General features: G+C 64.8%; 15 protein-coding genes and 3 pseudogenes. 8 read left to right on the top strand and 10 right to left on the bottom strand.

The features are described 5' to 3' along the window. Positions 1 to 20 precede the first annotated feature (20 nt). The 3 pseudogenes from EAV90_RS41640 to EAV90_RS41630 form a co-directional block, all read left to right on the top strand. Positions 21 to 248 (top strand): annotated as a pseudogene (locus tag EAV90_RS41640) (hypothetical protein); the annotation flags it as partial. A 27-nt stretch (positions 249 to 275) separates the two neighbouring features. Further along, positions 276 to 354: pseudogene (locus EAV90_RS41635) on the top strand (integrase core domain-containing protein); the annotation flags it as partial. Further along, positions 333 to 521 (top strand): annotated as a pseudogene (locus tag EAV90_RS41630) (integrase core domain-containing protein); the annotation flags it as partial. The pseudogenes EAV90_RS41635 and EAV90_RS41630, both read left to right, overlap by 22 nt. A 22-nt stretch (positions 522 to 543) precedes the next feature. Here the strand turns inward: EAV90_RS41630 and EAV90_RS08945 are convergent. The 8 genes from EAV90_RS08945 to EAV90_RS08910 all read right to left on the bottom strand — a co-directional run bounded on the left by EAV90_RS08945 (position 544) and on the right by EAV90_RS08910 (position 9,974). Beyond that, positions 544 to 1,761: a BaiN/RdsA family NAD(P)/FAD-dependent oxidoreductase gene (locus tag EAV90_RS08945; protein WP_129143215.1), complete on the bottom strand. Its 1,218-nt coding sequence runs from the start codon at positions 1,759 to 1,761 to the stop codon at positions 544 to 546. Beyond that, positions 1,758 to 2,675, bottom strand: coding sequence for an SDR family NAD(P)-dependent oxidoreductase (locus EAV90_RS08940; RefSeq protein ID WP_129143214.1), 918 nt, complete (start codon positions 2,673 to 2,675; stop codon positions 1,758 to 1,760). The genes EAV90_RS08945 and EAV90_RS08940 overlap by 4 nt, the downstream gene beginning before the upstream one ends. 228 nt (positions 2,676 to 2,903) lie before the next feature. After that, entirely contained in the window at positions 2,904 to 3,383 is a 480-nt protein-coding gene (locus tag EAV90_RS08935) for a MaoC family dehydratase (RefSeq protein ID WP_129143213.1), read from the bottom strand. After that, complete coding sequence (locus EAV90_RS08930; RefSeq protein WP_129143212.1) at positions 3,384 to 5,102, bottom strand: AMP-binding protein; 1,719 nt, start codon at positions 5,100 to 5,102, stop codon at positions 3,384 to 3,386. Positions 5,103 to 5,231: 129 nt separating this feature from the next. Further along, positions 5,232 to 6,119, bottom strand: coding sequence for a 3-hydroxyisobutyrate dehydrogenase (gene mmsB, locus EAV90_RS08925; protein ID WP_129143211.1), 888 nt, complete (start codon positions 6,117 to 6,119; stop codon positions 5,232 to 5,234). Between the two features lie 25 nt (positions 6,120 to 6,144). Beyond that, positions 6,145 to 7,212 (bottom strand): enoyl-CoA hydratase/isomerase family protein, encoded by a 1,068-nt coding sequence (locus tag EAV90_RS08920; RefSeq protein WP_129143210.1) that lies wholly within the window; start codon positions 7,210 to 7,212, stop codon positions 6,145 to 6,147. Then, positions 7,209 to 8,354, bottom strand: a complete 1,146-nt coding sequence (locus tag EAV90_RS08915; protein WP_129143209.1) for an isobutyryl-CoA dehydrogenase — start codon at positions 8,352 to 8,354, stop codon at positions 7,209 to 7,211. Before EAV90_RS08915 ends, EAV90_RS08920 begins: the two co-directional genes overlap by 4 nt. Before the next feature lie 123 nt (positions 8,355 to 8,477). Continuing rightward, the gene (locus tag EAV90_RS08910; protein ID WP_129143208.1) at positions 8,478 to 9,974 is read right to left on the bottom strand and encodes a CoA-acylating methylmalonate-semialdehyde dehydrogenase; all 1,497 of its coding nucleotides are present in this window, start codon (positions 9,972 to 9,974) and stop codon (positions 8,478 to 8,480) included. Between the two features lie 102 nt (positions 9,975 to 10,076). Here EAV90_RS08910 and EAV90_RS08905 point away from each other — a divergent pair, with 102 nt between their 5' ends. Beyond that, complete coding sequence (locus EAV90_RS08905) at positions 10,077 to 10,985, top strand: LysR family transcriptional regulator (RefSeq protein WP_122403717.1); 909 nt, start codon at positions 10,077 to 10,079, stop codon at positions 10,983 to 10,985. A gap of 120 nt (positions 10,986 to 11,105) precedes the next feature. On the opposite strand, the gene EAV90_RS08900 is transcribed toward EAV90_RS08905, so the two are convergent. Together EAV90_RS08900 and EAV90_RS08895 are read right to left on the bottom strand one after the other, a co-directional pair. Beyond that, entirely contained in the window at positions 11,106 to 11,726 is a 621-nt protein-coding gene (locus EAV90_RS08900) for a TetR/AcrR family transcriptional regulator (RefSeq protein ID WP_122403718.1), read from the bottom strand. A gap of 70 nt (positions 11,727 to 11,796) precedes the next feature. After that, a complete protein-coding gene (locus EAV90_RS08895) occupies positions 11,797 to 12,324 on the bottom strand; it encodes a PaaI family thioesterase (RefSeq protein ID WP_164936843.1) in 528 nt (175 codons plus the stop codon). Between the two features lie 155 nt (positions 12,325 to 12,479). Between EAV90_RS08895 and EAV90_RS08890 the strand changes: the two genes are divergently transcribed. The 4 genes from EAV90_RS08890 to EAV90_RS08875 all read left to right on the top strand — a co-directional run bounded on the left by EAV90_RS08890 (position 12,480) and on the right by EAV90_RS08875 (position 17,898). Further along, positions 12,480 to 13,250, top strand: coding sequence for an enoyl-CoA hydratase (locus tag EAV90_RS08890; protein ID WP_129143206.1), 771 nt, complete (start codon positions 12,480 to 12,482; stop codon positions 13,248 to 13,250). A gap of 324 nt (positions 13,251 to 13,574) precedes the next feature. Continuing rightward, positions 13,575 to 14,771 (top strand): acetyl-CoA C-acyltransferase, encoded by a 1,197-nt coding sequence (locus EAV90_RS08885; RefSeq protein WP_129143205.1) that lies wholly within the window; start codon positions 13,575 to 13,577, stop codon positions 14,769 to 14,771. Between the two features lie 110 nt (positions 14,772 to 14,881). Then, positions 14,882 to 16,171 (top strand): MFS transporter, encoded by a 1,290-nt coding sequence (locus EAV90_RS08880; RefSeq protein WP_122403722.1) that lies wholly within the window; start codon positions 14,882 to 14,884, stop codon positions 16,169 to 16,171. A 251-nt stretch (positions 16,172 to 16,422) separates the two neighbouring features. After that, positions 16,423 to 17,898 (top strand): FAD-binding oxidoreductase, encoded by a 1,476-nt coding sequence (locus tag EAV90_RS08875; protein ID WP_129143204.1) that lies wholly within the window; start codon positions 16,423 to 16,425, stop codon positions 17,896 to 17,898. Positions 17,899 to 17,930 lie beyond the last annotated feature (32 nt).

Here is a 17,930-nt window from a genome sequence, read left to right as displayed (position 1 = left end):
TGCATCAATTGCCGCGCGATATGTTCCTCGCGCCACCCCCGGTCACGGCCTACATCATCAGCCTGATCGACAGCTGCTCGCGTCTGGCCTGGGCCGAGGTCCTGACATCCAAGAAGGCGCTGCCGGTTATGTTCAAGACCCTGAAGATGATCAACACCCTCAACGTCACCTATGGGCTCGTCTTCCAGGAAATCCTGTCCGACAACGGCGCCGAGTTCGCCGCCCGCACCAAGCCGGCCGAGCATCCATTCGAGGCCATGCTGCTCGAGCTCGGCATCAAACACCGCTACACCAGGCCCTATCGGCCGCAGACCAACGGCAAGGTCGAACGCTTCTGGCGTACCCTCGATGACGACGTCATCGAGGGTACGACCTTCGACAACCTGGACCACTTCGCCAATGAACTGTTCGAGTACCTCGTCTACTACAACAACCACAGACCCCATCAGGCCTTGGCAGGACAAACTCCCAAGGCTTTCGCCGCTTCCAAGACCACCGCGATCCAATCAGCGAATTATTGAACATCGACAGCAATGACGATGGTTAGCGCTTGAGCCACTCCAGCACGCCCCTGCCCGCGGCGACACCGGTCGCAAACGACGCCTGGAGCAGATACCCGCCGGTCGGTGCCTCCCAGTCCAGCATCTCGCCGGCGGCGAATACGCCTGGCAGCTTGCGGATCATGTAGTCCGCGTCGACTTCGTCGAACGAGATGCCGCCGGCGCTCGATATCGCGCGCGCGATTGGCGCCACGCCGGTGAGCTTGATCGGCACGGCGTTGATGAGCTCGGCCAATCGCTCGGGCGACATTGCCGACGGCGACTGTCCCGCACCGATCACAGCCTCCTGCAGCAGCCCGACGGCGACGGGCGACAGCTGCGCAGCCTTGCGCAGGAAGTTGGAGAACGATTGCTTGCCGCGCGATGGCGACAGACGCTTGACGAGCTCGGCTTGATCGACATCGGGGCGCAGAGCAATATGCAGCAGCGCTTCGCCGTTCACCGCGATAGCCTCCCGCAGTTCGGCCGACAGCGCATAGATCGCGCCGCCCTCGATGCCGGCCTGCGTGACGATCGCTTCGCCACGAAGCCTGTGCGGACCGAAGCTCAGTGCAATGCCCTTGAGCGGCTGGCCCTCGAAACGCGCGCGAAAAACATCGGACCATGCGATGGTGAAGCCGCAATTGGCAGGCTGCAGCGGGGAGACCGAGATACCTTTGTCGGCCAGGATCATCGCCCAGCTACCATCCGAGCCCAGGCGTGGCCAGCTGGCGCCACCGAGCGCCAGCACGGTGGCGTCGGCCGCGATGGCAAGCATCCCATCGCGCGCTTGGAACCGCAGCCGCCCCTCGCCATCCCAACCGCTCCAGCGATGACGAAAGGCGAACCGGACGCCGGCGGTATCGAGCCGCCGCAGCCAGGCCCGCAGCAGCGGAGACGCCTTGAACGCCCTGGGAAACACCCGCCCGCTGGTGCCAACGAAAGTCGGCTCGCCCAGCGCTTCGCTCCACGCGCGCAATGCGTCCGGCGGAAACGCCTCGATTGCGGCTTGCAGCCTCAGTGCCATCTCGCGATAACGCGTCATGAACTGCGGCAGCGGCTCACTGTGGGTGAGATTGAGCCCGCCGCGGCCGGCCATGAGGAATTTGCGGCCGGCGGACGGCATCGCGTCGTAGACGGTAACGCGCGCGCCGCCTAACGCAAGCACCTCCGCCGCCATCAGCCCGGCGGGACCGGCACCGATGACGGCGACGTCGGTCAGAGCTTGATCCCCGCCCGCGCCGCGGCCTGCGCTACATATTTCTGCGTCTGCTCGAACGCGCCCTGTAGCGCCTTTGCCTTCGACATGTCGCTGATCTCAGCGAAATGTGCGGCGATCGCGTCCGGCGTCCACTCGCTCTCCGGCAGGTTGATGCCTTCGCTCTCCAAAATCTTGATCACGGCGAAGGAGCCGGCGCCTGCGCCCATGATGGTGCGGGTGGGCGCATCCTCGCTCAGCATGTACTCGACCGCGGGCGTGATCGCGTTGGGCTTCATCAGTTGCAGCGCCTGCGGCGGCAGCAGCTCTTCGGTCATGCGGGTCGCCGCCGTCGGCGAGATGATGTTGACCCGGATGTTGTTCTTGCGGCCTTCTTCGGCCAGCACGTTCATTAGGCCGACCATGCCCGATTTCGCCGCGCCGTAATTGGCCTGGCCGAAATTACCGTAGAGGCCGGAGGACGACGTGGTCAGCACGATGCGACCGTAATTGCGGTCGCGCATGCCGGCCCAGACCGCCTTGCAGCAATAGAAGGTACCGAAGAGATGCACGTCGAGCACCTTCTGGAAATCAGCCGCTTCCATCTTGCCGAACGACTTGTCGCGCAGGATGCCGGCATTGGCACACAGCAAATCGACGCTGCCCCACTCCCTGGTGGCGCGCTCGACCATCGCGGCGACCTGCTCGAAATTGGAGACGTCGGCACCGTCCGCCATCGCGGTACCGCCGGCCTTTCGGATCTCCTCGACCACGGCCTCCGCAGGCGACAACGAGCCGCCGGTGCCGTCGCGCGCGCCGCCGAAATCGTTGACGACGACCCTGGCGCCGCGACTGGCAAGACCCAGGGCGTGCGCCTTGCCGAGACCATTGCCCGCGCCGGTGACGATGGCGACGCGTCCGTCGAACCTGATTGCCATGAGTAAGGGTCTCTATTCTTCTTACCTTCTGCCCTTGTGGGAGAAGGCGGCGCGAAGCGCCGGATGAGGGGTCTCTCTCTACAGATGCGCTCGCGGAGAGAGACCCCTCACCCGCCTCGCGTTCCGCGAGGCACCCTCTCCCACAAGGGGCGAGGGGAAACCCCGCTCTGGGTTGCCTTTTGACCAGCGATGGGTTGCCGGGTCAAGGCCGGCAACGACGCCTCGAGCCTACTCGAAATAGATCAGGCCGAGCCAGTCGGCGACGAGCGCCGGCTTGTCCTCGCCTTCGATCTCCACGGTGACGTTGGTGCGGGACTGCAATTCATTCGGCTTGCGCAGCTTGGCTTCGGCCAGCACGAAGCGGCCGCGGACGCGCTTGCCCGAACGCACCGGCGAGATGAAGCGCAGCTTGTCGAAGCCGTAATTCACGCCCATCGTGGTGCCCGCAATCACGGGCATCACCTCGTAGGACATGATCGACAGCAGCGACATCGTCAGAAAACCGTGCGCGATCGTGGTGCCGAAGGCGGTTTCCTTCTTCGCGCGTTCCGGATCGACGTGGATGAACTGGTGATCCTCGATCACGTCGGCGTAGGTGTCGATACGGGGCTGATCGATCAGGTGCCACGACGACACGCCGATCTCCTTGCCGACCATGGCCTGATAGGCATCCAGGGCAATCGGCGGCTTCTTCCAGACTTCGTTCACTTAAGTCTCACTCCGAGTTTTCGCCAGCTCCGGAAAATCCTCCTCGCGGAATTCCCGGCCGCGCAGCGGATCGTTACGATCATTGTCGCGTTCGAGCCGTCGTAGCTGCACACGGCGGATTTTGCCAGAGATCGTCTTCGGCAGCTCGGTGACGATTTCCAGGCGGCGGATGCGCTTGAACGGCGCGAGGCGCGTGTGCAGGTGCTTGAAGATCGACAGCGCGGTCTCCGGCGAACATTCCGCGCCCGAGGTCAGCAGCACGAAAGCCTTCGGAATCGCGAGCCGGATCGGATCCGGGCTCGGCACCACCGCTGCTTCCGCGACCAGTTCATGCTCGAGCAGTACGCTTTCCAGTTCGAACGGGCTGATGCGATAGTCGGAGGATTTGAACACGTCGTCGGAGCGGCCGACGAAGGTGAGATAGCCGTCCTCGTCCGCGAACACCACGTCGCCGCTACGATAGAGCGCGCCCTCTGCCCCGGACAATTTGCCATCGTCGCCCTGATAGCCCTGCATCAAGCCCGCGGGGCGATCGGGGCCCAGCACCAGCGTCACCTCGCCTTCCTTCGCCGGATGGCCGTCGGCATCGCTGATCTGCACGCGATAGCCAGGTAGTGGCCGGCCCATCGAGCCGATCTTGATCTGCTGACCCGGCGAGTTGCCGGCCAGTGCGGTCGTTTCCGTCTGGCCGTATCCGTCGCGGATGGTGAGGCCCCAGGCTGCCTGCACCTGGTCGATCACTTCAGGGTTGAGCGGTTCGCCGGCGCCGCAGACCTCGCGCAAGGCGACCTTGAACGAAGCAAGGTTCTCCTGGATGAACAGCCGCCACACCGTCGGGGGCGCGCACAGCGTGGTGACGCCGCAGCGGCCGATGGTGGCGAGCAGCGCCTTGGCGTCGAAGCGCGGCTGGTCGACCACGAACACGGTCGCGCCCGCGTTCCACGGCGCAAAGAAACAGCTCCAGGCGTGCTTGGCCCAGCCGGGTGAGGAGATGTTGAGATGGATGTCGCCGGGTTTCAATCCAATCCAGTACATCGTCGAGAGATGACCGACCGGATAGCTGCGCTGGCTGTGCCGCACCAGCTTTGGTTTCGCCGTCGTGCCCGAGGTGAAATAGAGCAGCATCGGGTCGTCGGCATTGGTCGGACCGTCCGGCGCAAAACTTTCGGAAGCCTTTGCCGCCTCGTCATACGCAAGCCAACCGCCCGAGGCTGCGCCGACCACGATGCGCACGGTATTCTCGGCACCAAGGCTCGCAAATTTTGCGACCTGATCCTCGGTAGCCACCACCGCCTTCGCCTTGCCGCGATCGAGCCGGTCACGCAGCTCGTCGGCGGTGAGCAACGTCGTCGCGGGAATGACGACCACGCCGAGCTTCATCGCGGCGAGCATCGTCTCCCACAGGGGAACCACGTTGCCGAGCAGCAACAGGAGATGATCGCCGCGCTTCAAACCCTGCGCGCGGAGGAAGTTGGCGACCTGGTTGGAGCGCTTCGAGAGCGCAGCGAAGGACAACTTTGTCTGCCGGTCCTGCGCGGCGTCGACGATCCAGAGTGCGGGGCGGTCCTTGCTGTCCGCATTCGTCGCCAGTTCGGCGTCGAACCAGTCCAGGGCCCAGTTGAACGGAGCCGGATCGGGCCACCGGAAGCCTTTGACCGCTGCCTCATAGTCCGTGCGGTGATCGAGCAGAAACGCGCGCGCTTCCTGAAATGTCGTCATGGTCCGGGCCCGTCGAAATGATGTTCGAGCGTAGCCCGGATGGAGCGAAGCGCAATCCGCGGGCTGCTAAGCCAATTGGAAGCAGCTGTCCCGGATTTCGCTTCGCTCCATCCGGGCTACGAAGCCCCGCTATTTTCCAGCGAGGCTGCGAACGTGCTTGATAATTCCGGAAAAATCCACCCCGCCATGGCCGGCTGCGTCGAAAGACTGATAGATCTCCTGCGCATGCTTGCCGAGCGGCGTAGCAGCGCCGGCGGCCTTCGCTGCGTCCTGCGCCAGGGTCAGGTCCTTCACCATCAGCGCCGAGGCAAAGCCCGGCTTGTAGTCGTTGTTGGCCGGCGAGGTCGGCACCGGGCCCGGCACCGGGCAATAGGTCGTCAGCGACCAGCACTGGCCGGACGAGGTCGAAGCGACATCGAACAGCGCCTGGTGCGAAAGGCCAAGCTTTTCGCCGAGCGCAAAAGCTTCGCTGACTGCGATCATGGAGATGCCGAGGATCATGTTGTTGCAGATTTTTGCGGCCTGGCCTGCGCCGGCGCCACCGCAATGGACAATCTTCCTGCCCATGTTTTCCAGGACCGGCTTGGCCGCGGCGAACGCCTTGTCATCGCCGCCGCACATGAAGGTGAGCGTTGCGCCCTTGGCGCCGCCGGTGCCGCCGGAGACCGGCGCGTCGACCGAAAGCACGCCGTTCTTGGCGGCGAGCGCATGCGCGGCCCTCGCGCTCTCGACGTCGATGGTGGAGCTGTCGATGATCAGGCTGCCCTTGGTCATGGCAGGCACGACCTCGTTCCAGACGCCGAGCACGTGCTTGCCTGCGGGAAGCATGGTGACGACGACGTCGGCGCCGATCACCGCGCCGGTTGCGCTCTCGGCAATGCTGGCGCCATCGGCCTTGGCCTGATTGCGCGAGGCTTCGACGAGGTCGAAAGCCACTACCTTGTGGCCGGCCTTGACCAGGTTGGCCGCCATCGGGCCGCCCATGTTGCCGAGACCGATGAATGCGATCGTGGCCATTGTCGTTTCCTCCGCTGTCGCGTTGTTAGTTGAACTTCAATTCGTCCGCGCCGATCTCGGCGAGATAGGGCGCAAGCATCTCCGGCGTGACATCTTCGATCCGCGGCGGCGACCAGGTCGGGTTGCGGTCCTTGTCGATCACGGCGGCGCGTACGCCTTCGCGGAAATCGTCGCTACGGAAGACCTCCAGCGCGGCGCGGTATTCGCGCACCAGACATTCTTCCAGGCTCGACGATTTGCGCGCGAGGCGCAGCAGCTTCAGCGTCACCACCATGCCGCGCGGCGATTTTTCGTTGAGCGTCTTTAGCGCGGCCTGCGCGAAGTCGGAGCCGTCGCGCTTGAGCGCCGCGAAAATGTCCTCCATGCGGTCGAAGCCGAACAATGCATCGATCGCACGCTGCTTCGCCGCGACCGGCCCTGCGGTCTCGCCGGTTGCAAAGCCGTTGATGAGCTGACCGACGTCGGCGGCGGTTGCACCGGAGCGCAGTTTCGTTAGCGCCTCGCGCAGCTCCGGCAGCTTCACAGCCGGCACCACCCAGTCCGCGAACCTCGCGTGGATCGCGTCCGGCCCGTTCATGGTCTGGCCGGTCAGGCCGAAATAGGTGCCGATCTCGCCCGGCGAGCGCGACAACAGATAGGTACCGCCGACATCGGGGAAGAAGCCGAGACCGACCTCGGGCATCGCCAGCTTCGTTCGATCCGTGACTACACGGTGGCTGGCATGGGCGGAAAGCCCGACGCCGCCGCCCATCACGATGCCGTCCATGAAGGCGACATACGGCTTCGGAAACTTCTTGATCCTGGCATTGAGGATGTACTCCTCGCGCCACAGGATCTTGCCGAGATCGCCATTGACCTTCGAACTCTCCCAGAGCGTGCGGATGTCGCCGCCGGCGCAGAGGCCGCGTTCGCCGGCGCCTTCGAGCAGGATCACGCTGACGGCGGGATCGGCCTCGAAGCGGTCGAGCGCCTTGTCGATATCGCGAAACATCTCGAGCGTCACGGCATTGATCGCCTTGGGACGGTTGAGCCTGATGATGCCGGCCGAACCCTCGACGCTGGCGACCAGATCGCTCTCTTCCGCTGAACTCATCGCGCGCCCTCGGTCAGTTTGCGCGCCACGATGAGCCGCATGATTTCATTGGTGCCTTCGAGGATCTGGTGCACGCGCAGATCGCGCACGATCTTCTCGATGCCGTATTCGCTGAGATACCCGTAGCCGCCGTGAAGCTGCAGGGCGTGGTTGGCGACCTCAAAGCCGATATCGGTGCCGAAGCGCTTGGCCATAGCGCACAGCATGGTGGCGTCGGGGTCCTTGCGGTCGAGCGCCGCGGCAGCGCGCCACAGGAAGGTACGCGCGGCCTCCAGCTCGATTGCCATGTCGGCGAGACGGAATTGCAGCGCCTGGAATTCGTCGAGACGTTTTCCAAACGCCTTGCGCTCCTTCATGTAGGCGCGCGCCTTGTCGAGTGCGGTCTGCGCGCCGCCGAGCGAGCACGCCGTGATGTTGAGGCGGCCGCCGTCGAGGCCGGCCATGGCGATCTTGAAGCCTGTGCCCTCCTCGTTCAAGCGATTGGCGACGGGTACGCGGGCATTCTCGAACATCACCGCGCGGGTCGGCTGCGCATTCCAGCCCATCTTCCGCTCATTGGCGCCGAAGGATACGCCCGGCGTCTTGCCATCGATGACAAGGGTCGAGATGCCGCCGGGGCCATCGCCGCCGGTCCGCACCATCGCCACCAGCAGGTCGGTGCCGCCGGCGCCCGAGATGAACTGCTTCTGGCCGTTGAGGACGTAATGATCGCCGTCGCGCACTGCGCGGGTGCGCAAAGCCGCCGCATCCGAGCCGGCGCCCGGCTCGGTCAGGCAGTAGCTTGCGATCAGCTCCATCGTGCAGAGTTTCGGCAGCCATGTGTGGCGCTGGGTCTCGCTGCCGAAGGCATCGATCATCCAGCTCGCCATGTTGTGGATGGAGATGAAGGCCGAGGTGGTCGGGCAGCCCGTCGCCAGCGCCTCGAAAATCAGTGCCGCGTCGAACCGCGTCATGGCGGAGCCGCCGACATCCTCGCGGATGTAGATGCCGCCCATGCCGAGGGTCGCCGCCTCGCGCATGACGTCGACGGGAAAATGCTTGTCCTCATCCCAGCGCAGCGCATGCGGCGCGATCTTCTCCGCCGCAAACGCCAACGCCATGTCGCGAACCGCGACCTGATCCTCGTTCAGAGCGAATTGCATGCTGCCGCCTACCCTTTCACTCCATCGTCATTGCGAGCGCAGCGAAGCAAATCCAGCATCCCTCCGCAGAGATAGTCTGGATTGCTTCGTCGCAAGGGCTCCCCGCAATGACGGCTGAGGAGATTACTTCATCAGCGGGATCGAGAACTCCGCGCCTTCCTTGACGCCGGACGGCCAGCGCGAGGTCACCGTCTTGGTCTTGGTATAGAAGCGGACCGAGTCCGGACCGTGCTGATTGAGATCACCGAATCCGGACTTCTTCCAGCCGCCGAAGGTGTAATAGGCGATCGGCACCGGGATCGGCACGTTGATGCCGACCATGCCGACGTTCACCTTGGCCGCGAAGTCGCGCGCGGCATCGCCGTCGCGGGTGAAGATGGCAACGCCGTTGCCGTAGTCATGATCCGACGGCAGCGCCAGCGCTTCCTTGTAGTCATGCGCGCGCACGACCGAGAGCACGGGGCCGAAGATCTCTTCCTTGTAGATCCGCATGTCCTTGGTGACGTTGTCGAACAGCGAGCCGCCGAGATAGAAGCCGTTCTCGTACCCCTGCATCTTGAAGCCGCGGCCGTCGACCGCGAGCGTCGCGCCTTCCTTGATGCCGAGGTCAATGTAGCTCTTCACCTTCTCGACCGCCTCGCGCGTCACCAGCGGACCGTAATCGGCCGACGGATCGATCGAGGTCCCGATCTTGAGCGACTCGACGCGCGGGATCAGCTTCTCCATCAGGCGGTCGGCGGTGGACTTGCCGACGGGCACCGCGACCGAGACGGCCATGCAGCGCTCGCCGGCCGAGCCGTAGCCGGCGCCGATCAGCGCGTCGACCGCCTGGTCCATGTCGGCGTCAGGCATGACGATAGCGTGGTTCTTGGCGCCGCCGAAGCACTGGCAGCGCTTGCCGGTCTGGGCTGCGCGCTCATAGATGTACTGCGCGATCGGCGTCGAGCCGACGAAGCCGACGGCCTTGATGTCGGGATCGTCGAGGATGGCGTCGACCGCCTCCTTGTCGCCGTTGACGACGTTGAGGATGCCGGCCGGCAGGCCCGCCTCGATCATCAACTCGGCGAGCTTCATCGGCACGCCGGGATCGCGCTCGGACGGCTTGAGGATGAAGGCGTTGCCGCAGGCGATCGCGGGGGCGAACTTCCACATCGGAATCATCGCCGGGAAGTTGAAGGGCGTGATGCCGGCGACGACGCCAAGCGGCTGGCGCATCGAATAGATGTCGATGCCGGGTCCGGCTCCTTCGATGTACTCGCCCTTCATCAGATGCGGGATGCCGCAGGCGAACTCGACCACTTCAAGGCCGCGCTGGATATCGCCCTTGGCGTCGGGCACGGTCTTGCCGTGCTCACGCGCGAGCAACTCGGCGAGCTTGTCGTAGTCGCGCTGGATCAGCTCCAGGAATCGCATCATGACGCGGGCGCGACGCTGCGGGTTGGTCGCGGCCCATTCGGGCTGTGCTGCGCGCGCGTTCTCGACGGCGGCGCGGACCTCGGCCTTGGACGCCAGCGCCACCTTGGCCTGGACGTCACCGGTCATCGGCTCGAAGACGTCGGCGGTGCGGCCCGAGGTGCCCTTGACCTCCTTGCCACCGATGAAATGTCCGATTGAGCGCATGGAATGATCTCCTTCAGGCCGAGCGTGGTCGCTTTGACAAATCCTATTGACCTGCATTTTATAGGATTCAAGTCTGAGATAATGCACCATAGATGTGCGAAAATGCTGGATCAAGGCGCTATCGACTGGGACGACTTCCGCTTCGTGCTGGCCATCGTGCGGGGCGGCTCGGTGTCGGCTGCGGCAAAACAGCTCGGGGTCGATCATGCCACGGTGATCCGGCGCGTCGACCGGCTGGAGAAGCACCTCTCCGCCAAGCTGTTTGATCGGCGCAAGACCGGCTACCTCCTCACCGAGGCCGGTCAGCGCGTCGCCGACAGCGCGGAAGCCATGGAATCGACCATCGTCGCCAACCAGGAGCAGGTCGGCGGCTCCGTGGCGCGGCTGACCGGCACGGTGCGGATCGGCGCCCCTGATGGCTTCGGCACCGCCTTCCTCGCGCCGCGGCTGGCACCGTTCGCCGACCGGTATCCCGATCTCGATCTGCAACTTGTGGCCACCGCGCGGCTATTCAGTCTCTCCAAGCGCGAGGCCGACATCGCCATCAGCCTGACCATGCCGAAGGAAGGCCGCATCGTCGGCCGCAAGCTGCTCGACTACCGCCTCGGGCTCTATGCCGCCCCCGCCTATCTCGACCGCTTCCCTGAGATCATCTCCCGGCAGGATTTGGTGCAGCACCGCTTCGTCGGTTACATCGAGGAACTCTTGTTCACGCCGGAGCTCGACTATCTGCCGCAGGTGTCGCCGCGAATCTCCGCGCGCTTTCGCAGCGCCAATCTGATTGCTCAGCTCAACGCCACGCTCTCGGGCTTCGGCATCGCCGTGCTGCCGCATTTCATGGCGAGCGACTATCCGCAGCTCAGGGGCGTGCTGCCGGAGGAGATCTCGATCACCCGCACGTTCTGGATGCTGATGCACGCCGACAGCAAGGACCTCGCGCGGATCAGGGCCGTGGCGGATTACATCTCGGAGATTGTCGAGCGCGAACGGACGCTGTTTGCGGGAAGGTGAGTAGGAAAGCGATGAGACACGCGAATGCGCGACTCATAGCGTGCCCACCCCCTTCTGCTGACATCGCGGAGAGACGGTGGGCACGGCGCAAGTGCCTCTGCGCGCCCTACGGCATCCCAGCTAACCCTGCTTCGCCTTCTTCGCGGCCGTCGCCTTCGGCTCGCGCTTTGCGCCATCGAGCGCGCTGTCCCGGCCCGCCTTCAGCACCTCGTCGGACAGTTCGCTGGAGCCGGCAATGCGCGCCAGCAGCACGGTGCCGGCCATCGTGGCCAGCGTCGCGATGGCCTGCTTACGGGCGGCCTTGCGCGGCATGTTCGGGATGTAGTCGGTCATCATCTCGATCATCTCGTCGAGCTTGCCGGCGAAGGCCTTGCGCGTCTTTGGGCTCTCGCGGGCAATCTCGGCGCCAAGCGAGGGGATCGAGCAGCCATGACCGGGATTGTCGCGGTGCAGCGTTGAGAGGTAGCTCTCCGCAATCAGCGCCAGCCGCTTTTCAGGAGCGGCCTCGCCCGCGAGCTTGCGCCAGTGCTCCATCGAGCGGTCCATGGCATAGCCAAAGGCCTCGATCACCAGCGCCTCCCGGGAATCGAAATGCGCGTAGAAGCCGCCATGGGTCAGGCCCGCCTCCTTCATGAGGTCGGCGACGCCGATGCCGTGGGCGCCCTTCTCGCGCAGCCGCACGGAGGCCTTCTTCACGATCCGATCGTGGGTTTCCTGCTTGTGTTCCCGGGAATAGCGCATGCGCATCTCATTGAATGTCGGAGATCATCTCATAACACGAAAGCCACCCGAACGATGCATTAATTCATGTTTAGTTGTTGCCGATCATGGAGAAGGTTGCAGTTGCATGCACCGCGAGGGCTCCCTTACCGTCGCGGACGAAGCCTTCAGTGTAGCTGGTCTGGCGGCCCAGCTTGACGATCTTGCCTTCGGCCGAGATCAGCCCGGATCGAACCGACAGTGGGCGCAAGTAGGTCAGCTTCAGATCGAGGGTCACCGAGCTTTGCCCGGCCTCGAGCCGGGTCGAGAGTGCACATCCCATGGCCGTATCGAGCAGCGCCGCTGCGGTCGCGCCATGGAGCAGACCGATGGTGTTTTCGAGATCCTCGCGCGGCTCCAGTTCCATGACGATCCGGCCCGGCTCGACCACGGCCATGGTGAACCCTATCAGTTTCGCGAAGGGCGGCGGCGGCAGACGACCGTCGCGAATCCCCAGCATCGCGTCCATGCCCGACAGCCCCATGACAACTCTCGCAACCGGCGCAGGCACCTGCCAATCCACCACGCGCTCGCGCCGCTGGGCCGGTGAAAACAGGTCGAGTTGATCGATGTCCGCCATGGCTACCCCTTTGTATGATATATATCATACTATGCCACGGATTTCGCGTTAGCAACTCCGCCCTACCGCCCGCTTGACAAACCGGTCGTTTGGGCTCGGAAGTGATCCCGACCAGGGCAGCTTGCGCGTCCACGAAAGCCTTTCGAGATACCACGATGGAAATGCTCAACCACCACTGCAGCGTGACGCGCGATGCGCGTGGCGTCGTCCATGTCGCAATCTGCAACGCCGGCTCGCTGAACATTCTCGGCTCGCCGGTGATCGACGCCGTGCGCGAAGGCCTCCAGCAGCTCAGCTCCGACCGCAGCATCCGCGTCGTGGTGCTGCGCGGCGAGAGCGAGAAGAGCATGATCGGAGGGGCGGATATCAAGGAGATGGCGAAGCTCGGCCAGAAATCGGCCGAGGCCTTCATCAGCCGCCTGCGCGATCTCTGCGAGGCGGTCCGCCAGTTCCCTGCCCCGGTCATCGCGCGCATGCCCGGCTGGTGCCTCGGTGGCGGGCTCGAAGTGGCGGCGGCCTGCGACGTCCGGATCGCTGCACATGATGCGCATTTCGGCATGCCCGAGGTGCGCGTCGGCATTCCCTCGGTAATCCATGCGGCGCTCTTGCCCCGCCTGATCGGCTGGGCCCGCGCGCGGTGGCTGGTGATGACGGCGGAGAACATCGATGCTCCGACCGCGCTGGCCTGGGGCCTGGTCGACAAGGTCGCCGCGCCCGGCGAGCTGGATGCCGAGGTGGAGCATGTCGTGAAGGCGCTGCTCGCCTGCGGCCCTGAGGCGCTGCGCTCGCAGAAGGCACTGCTGCGGCAGTGGGAAGAACTGCCGCTGACGGAATCGGTGAATCTGAGCGTGAAGGTGTTCGGCGAATCGTTCTTGACGGACGAGCCGACGCGGCTGATGCAGGCCTTCGTGAACCGGAAGCGGTAAGCCTTGGTTCTGGAGTGAAGAGGCTCCCTCCAAGCTAGAGGTGTCATGCCCCCGGCTTGACGGGGCGTCCGGTACGCCGCGGCATCTCGGCTTAACACGATGGCCTCTGGAGTACTGGATTGCCCGCCTTCGCGGGCAATGACAGCGGAGTGTGAGGCGACGGCTACGCTCACGCCGAAGCGCCGGCGTCGATACGCTTCTCAAATCGCACGACCAAATCTCATCCGGACCACGACATTTTCTCATCCTTCGCGCGATTGCAATTTTTGCGCCGCATCATATGATGACCGTAATCTTACCTTGCCACCGCCAGGGAGTTCCATCATGGCCGAAGCCGCCGATCCCGTCGTCATCGTCTCCGCCGCACGCACCCCGCTCGGTCGCTTCATGGGCGAACTGTCACCGCTTCCCGCGCACAAGCTCGGATCGCACGTGATTGGGGCGGCGCTGGAGCGTGCCAAGCTCGCGCCCGAGAAGGTCGACGAGGTCTTCATGGGCTGCGTCCTACCGGCCGGACAAGGCCAGGCGCCGGCGCGGCAGGCGGCACGCAGCGCCGGTCTCCCCGATGCCACTGGCGCCACCACGGTCAACAAGGTCTGCGGCTCCGGCATGAAGGCGACCATGCTGGCGCACGACATCATCCGTGCGGGATCGGCCGACATCGTCGTCTCCGGCGGCATGGAGAGCATGAGCAACGCGCCCTATCTGCTGGCCAAGGCGCGCGGCGGCTATCGCGTCGGCCACGACCGTATCATCGACCACATGATGATGGACGGCCTCGAGGACGCCTATGAGACCGGCCGTTCCATGGGCGATTTCGGCGAGGCGACCGCGGAGGCCTATCAGTTCACCCGCAAGGATCAGGACGCTTACGCAATGGAAACGCTGAGCCGCGCGCGCAAGGCGGTCGAGGGCGGCGCGTTCAAGGCCGAGATCGCGCCGGTCACGCTCACCGAGAAAGCGGGTCCCCGCGTGATCGCCAATGACGAGCATCCGCTCAAGGTCGATCCCGCCAAGATCCCCGGCCTGAAGCCGGCGTTCCGCGCCAACGGCACCATCACGCCGGCCGCCTCGTCCGCCAATGCCGACGGCGCTGCCGCGCTGGTGCTGACGAAACGGTCGCTGGCCGATCGCAACGGTCTGCCTGTTCTCGCAGAGATCAAGGGCCACGCCACCCACAGTCAGGAACCGCAATGGTTCACGACGGCGCCGATCCCGGCGATCCGCAAGCTCCTGGACAAGGTCGGCTGGGCTGCCTCCGATGTCGACCTGTTCGAGATCAACGAGGCCTTCGCGGTGGTGGCGATGGCAGCGCAGCGCGATCTCGGCATTCCCCGCGACAAGCTCAATATCAACGGCGGCGCCTGCGCGCTCGGCCATCCCATCGGCGCGACCGGCGCGCGGCTGATCGTGACGCTGCTGCACGCGCTCGAGGCGCAGAACCTCAAGCGCGGTGTCGCCGCGCTCTGCATCGGCGGTGGTGAAGCGACAGCGATCGCAGTGGAGCGGCTGGCGCACTAGGACCGATGTCCGAAATTAAGGGAAGTCTGGCATTTCAGACTTCCCTTCTTTATGCCAGATTGGAAGCATGACGCGGATCCGGCATGGACCGCCAACAACAACGAGGCCCAATGATCTCGAACTGGCTCGCGGCAGCATTGTCCCGCCGCAACATCCACTACGGCTGGGTGATGGTCGGCGTGACCTTCCTCGCCGCGCTGATCAGCGCCGGCACGGTCGGGGCGCCCGGCGTGTTCATCGTTCCCCTGCAGAAGGAGTTCGGCTGGAGCACGGCGGAGATCTCCTCCGCGCTGTCGATCCGCTTCATCCTGTTCGGGCTGATGGCGCCGTTCGCGGCCGCCCTGCTCAACCGCTACGGCCTGCGCAATGTCACGCTGGCCGCCCAGCTGATCGTGGTCTCGGCGCTCGTAGCCTCGCTCGGCATGACCGAGGTCTGGCAGCTCATCGCGCTGTGGGGCGTGGTGATCGGGATCGGCACCGGCATGACCGCGCTGGTGCTGGGCGCGACCATAGCCACGCGCTGGTTCGCGGCACGCCGCGGCCTCGTGGTCGGCATCATGACGGCGAGCGTCGCCACCGGCCAGCTCGTGTTCCTGCCGCTGCTGGCAAGCCTGACCGAACGGTTCGGCTGGCGGCTCGCGCTCGGCTTCGTCTGCGTCATGCTCGGCGTGTCCGCGCTCGCAGTGCTGCTCGCGATGCGCGACCGGCCGAGCGACGTCGGTCTGCGCCCGTTCGGTGACGACGGCACCGAGCCCCTGCCCGCCCCGCCCGCGAGCCACGGCTCGATCACGGCAGTAGCGCTCGGCACGCTGCGCGACGCCTCGAAGTCGACGGCGTTCTGGATCCTGTTTGCAACCTTCTTCGTCTGCGGCGCCTCGACCAATGGATTGGTGCAGGTGCACCTGATTCCGATGTGCCTCGATTTCGGCATCCCGCAGGTGCAGGCGGCGAGCCTGCTGGCCGCGATGGGCATCTTCGACTTCTTCGGCACGATCATGTCGGGCTGGCTGTCGGACCGCTACGACAATCGCTGGCTGCTGTTCTGGTACTACGGTCTGCGCGGGCTCTCGCTGGTCTTCCTGCCGTTCAGCGATTTCTCGTTCTACGGTCTCTCCGTCTTCGCGATGTTTTATGGTCTCGACTGGATCGCCACGGTGCCGCCGACGGTGCGCCTCACCGCGCAAAAGTTCGGCCCCGAGCGCGCGAATTTGGTGTTCGGCTGGATCTTCGCCGGCCATCAGCTCGGTGCCGGCACGGCCGCGTTCGGCGCCGGTTTCTCGCGGACGGTCTACCAGAGCTACTTGCCCGCGTTCTTCATCGCCGGCGCGCTCTGCGTGTTCGCGGCCCTGATCGTGCTGGCGCTGTCACGGCAGCCGAAACTGCAGCCGGCGGCGGCTTAGTATCTGATCGTGGTGGTGACGCCGAACACCGCGGCGTCACCGATCCGCAAGACTGCGGTTGCACCAGTCGCCCGCACTTTACGGTCATGTCGGCCGCAAAGTCCGCTTACAGCATCAAGATGCCCAAGCTGCATTGGAAAGAGCGACTTCCAGCTCGAACCACATTCCCGTTAGACTCCCCGGCCAAAACGTGAACAATACCTCCGCACGTCACGTGCGCAGTGCACATCAAGATGCGCCAGAGGAAACAAATGCCGGCTGCCTTCCTGTCCTCCGATCCCATCATCCCGACCGCTGCTTTGACCTCCGAGATACGCGATGCGTTGCGCGCGATCGTCGGCGGGAAGGGTTTTATCGAGGACGAACACGGCATGCAGCCGTTCGTGATGGACTGGCGGGGATTGCTGGTCGGCGGTGCCGGCGCCGTCGTTCGTCCTGCCAGCACCGAGGAAGTGTCGAAGGTGGTCCGGCTCTGTCATGAGCACGGCATCGCGATCGTGCCGCAAGGTGGCAACACCGGCCTGATGGGCGGGGCGACGCCCTGGCCTGCGCACACCGGCATCGTGTTGTCGCTCGGTCGGATGAACCGCGTGCTTGATGTCGATCCCGTCGGCTATTCGATGACGGTCGAGGCCGGCTGTGTGCTGCAGACCCTTCAGGAAACAGCAAGCCAATACGACAGGTTCCTGCCACTCAGTCTCGGCGCCCAGGGTTCGTGCATGATCGGCGGCAACCTCTCGACCAACGCCGGCGGCGTGCAGGTACTGCGCTATGGCAATGCCCGCAACCTCGTGCTGGGGCTCGAGGTCGTCCTGCCGAGCGGGGAGGTCTGGGACGGATTGCGCGCGCTCAAGAAGGACAACACCGGCTACGACCTCAAGCACCTGTTCATGGGCGCCGAAGGCACGCTGGGCATCATCACCAAGGCGGTGCTCAAGCTATGGCCGGCACCGAAGGACGTCTGCACCGCATGGCTGGCGATCCGGGATCCACGCGCGGCGCTGGAGATCCTGTCCGAAGCGCACAGCGCGTCCGAGGACAATGTCGGTTCATGCGAGCTGATGAGCCGCAGCGCGATCGATATGGTGCTGCGCCACATCCCCGGCACCCAGGATCCGCTGAAGGCGGAGACGCCATGGTATCTCCTGCTCGAATGGTCGTCGGCACGCCCACGCCGGGACGGGACCGAGGGCATGGCCGAGAAGCTGGAGCAGTTTCTTGCCGACCAGCTCGAGGCTGGTCGGGTGCTCGATGCCGCGATCGCTCAGACGGTCGGCAAGTCGCGCAACATGTGGCGGATCCGGGAGGGTGTCGCCGAGGCCTCGCGGGCCGAAGGACCTGGGCTGAGCTACGACGTCTCGGTGGCGATCTCCCGGATACCGGAGTTCATCGACAAGGGCACCAAGGCCGTGCTCGACATTCTCCCGAGTATCAGGCCCTACCCGCTCGGACACATCGGCGACGGCAATCTGCATTTCTCGTTCATGGGGCCGGTGGGCATGGATCAGCAGACGCTGGCTCAATACAAGGGCGCCATCACGCGGGCCGTCAACGATCTCATCACCTCGATGGGCGGCTCGATCTCGGCGGAGCACGGCATCGGCATCGACAAGCTCGACGAGCTCAGCCACTACCGCTCGAAGACCGAGCTCGACATCATGCGCACCATCAAGCGGGCGCTCGATCCGCAGAACATCATGAATCCCGGCAAGGTGCTGCGGCTGTGATCCATGCTACGTGGGCGGGTCGCGAAGATGTT

Origin of the sequence: Bradyrhizobium vignae, assembly GCF_004114425.1 — a bacterium.
Taxonomy (GTDB): domain Bacteria; phylum Pseudomonadota; class Alphaproteobacteria; order Rhizobiales; family Xanthobacteraceae; genus Bradyrhizobium; species Bradyrhizobium vignae.
Note: the sequence above shows the minus strand (reverse complement) of the source record. Positions and strands in the feature narration are given on the sequence as shown.

Coding starts and splice junctions, on each gene's coding strand:
- EAV90_RS08940 (WP_129143214.1), bottom strand. CDS start 2,675: ATGGCAATCAGGTTCGACGGACGCGTCGCCATCGTCACCGGCGCGGGC.
- EAV90_RS08930 (WP_129143212.1), bottom strand. CDS start 5,102: ATGACGACATTTCAGGAAGCGCGCGCGTTTCTGCTCGATCACCGCACG.
- mmsB (WP_129143211.1), bottom strand. CDS start 6,119: ATGGCCACGATCGCATTCATCGGTCTCGGCAACATGGGCGGCCCGATG.
- EAV90_RS08920 (WP_129143210.1), bottom strand. CDS start 7,212: ATGAGTTCAGCGGAAGAGAGCGATCTGGTCGCCAGCGTCGAGGGTTCG.
- EAV90_RS08915 (WP_129143209.1), bottom strand. CDS start 8,354: ATGCAATTCGCTCTGAACGAGGATCAGGTCGCGGTTCGCGACATGGCG.
- EAV90_RS08910 (WP_129143208.1), bottom strand. CDS start 9,974: ATGCGCTCAATCGGACATTTCATCGGTGGCAAGGAGGTCAAGGGCACC.
- EAV90_RS08905 (WP_122403717.1), top strand. CDS start 10,077: ATGCTGGATCAAGGCGCTATCGACTGGGACGACTTCCGCTTCGTGCTG.
- EAV90_RS08900 (WP_122403718.1), bottom strand. CDS start 11,726: ATGCGCTATTCCCGGGAACACAAGCAGGAAACCCACGATCGGATCGTG.
- EAV90_RS08895 (WP_164936843.1), bottom strand. CDS start 12,324: ATGGCGGACATCGATCAACTCGACCTGTTTTCACCGGCCCAGCGGCGC.
- EAV90_RS08890 (WP_129143206.1), top strand. CDS start 12,480: ATGGAAATGCTCAACCACCACTGCAGCGTGACGCGCGATGCGCGTGGC.
- EAV90_RS08885 (WP_129143205.1), top strand. CDS start 13,575: ATGGCCGAAGCCGCCGATCCCGTCGTCATCGTCTCCGCCGCACGCACC.
- EAV90_RS08880 (WP_122403722.1), top strand. CDS start 14,882: ATGATCTCGAACTGGCTCGCGGCAGCATTGTCCCGCCGCAACATCCAC.
- EAV90_RS08875 (WP_129143204.1), top strand. CDS start 16,423: ATGCCGGCTGCCTTCCTGTCCTCCGATCCCATCATCCCGACCGCTGCT.